Origin of the sequence: Allobosea sp. RAF48, from assembly GCF_052114025.1 — a bacterium.
Taxonomy (GTDB): domain Bacteria; phylum Pseudomonadota; class Alphaproteobacteria; order Rhizobiales; family Beijerinckiaceae; genus Allobosea.
Window position 1 is genome coordinate 1 of record NZ_JBFRDZ010000040.1, and the last position, 1,157, is coordinate 1,157.

1 protein-coding gene is annotated in these 1,157 nt (G+C 72.5%); it reads left to right on the forward strand.

The features are described from left to right. A partial coding sequence (locus tag AB4Z10_RS29725; RefSeq protein WP_441473997.1) for a methyl-accepting chemotaxis protein occupies positions 1-1,140 on the forward strand: 1,140 nt, incomplete at its 5' end. Between the last annotated feature and the right edge of the window lie 17 nt (positions 1,141-1,157).

Sequence of the window (1,157 nt, forward strand, 5' to 3'; positions counted from 1 at the left end):
GAGTTTGCGCAGACGCTGTCGGCGATCGCGGGTGGCGACCTGACCAACCGGGTCGAGACGGCCTATCGCGGGCGCTTCGCCGATCTGAAGGGCGCGATCAACGAGACGGTCGACCGCCTCTCGGCCACGGTGGCGACGATCCAGACCACCTCGGCCGATGTCGGTCTCGCCGCGCGCGAGATCCATATGGGYTCCGACGAYCTCTCCAAGCGCACCGAGGAGCAGGCCTCCTCGCTCGAGGAGACCGCCGCCACCACCGAGGAGCTCGCRGCTTCGGTCAAGGCCTCGGCCCAGGCCTCGAAGGAYGCCGCCCGCATCGCCGACGACGCCATGCAGGCCGCCSAGAACGGCGGCGCCATCGCCGGCCAGGCGGTCGAGGCCATGGCCCGCATCGAGAGCGCCTCGCAGAAGATCTCCGACATCATCCGCGTCATCGACGACATCGCCTTCCAGACCAACCTGCTGGCGCTCAATGCCGCGGTCGAGGCGGCCCGCGCCGGCGAGGCCGGCAAGGGCTTCGCCGTCGTCGCCTCCGAGGTGCGTACCCTGGCCCAGCGCTCGGGCGAGGCGGCCAAGGACATCTCCGGGCTGATCTCCTCCTCCAATGTCGAGGTCGGCGCGGGCGTGAAGCTGGTGCGCCAGGCCGGCGACCAGCTCAGCCGCATCCTCGAAGCCTCGCAGAAGGTGGCGGCGACCATCGCCGACATCTCGGCGGCGTCGGGCGAGCAGGCCAACGGCATCGACGAGATGAGCCAGGCGGTGGCGCATCTCGACGAGATGACCCAGCAGAACGCGGCGCTGGCCGAACAGAGCGCCGCCTCCGCCAATGCGCTTTCCGGCCGGATCGGCCAGCTCAACGAGCTGGTCGCGACCTTCCGCACCRGCCGCGAGGCGGTGGGGCAGTCAGGCTATCCGCAGCCTGTCCCGGCMGCGCGCCCGGCGAAAGSCGCGCCTCGCGCCGCGGCGCGCCCTGTCGCCGTCACGGCAGCCGCCCCGGCCGYATCCGCCARGGCTCCGGCGGCCGAGCCGGAGCGGCTGCGCAAGCTCGCCGAGGCCGCCTTCGCCCAGTCCAAGGCCGCCCCCGCCCCGCGCAAGGTCGCCAATGGCCGCGCCCAGGACGCAGGCTGGGAAGAGTTCTGAGGCGGGAAGGCCCGCCC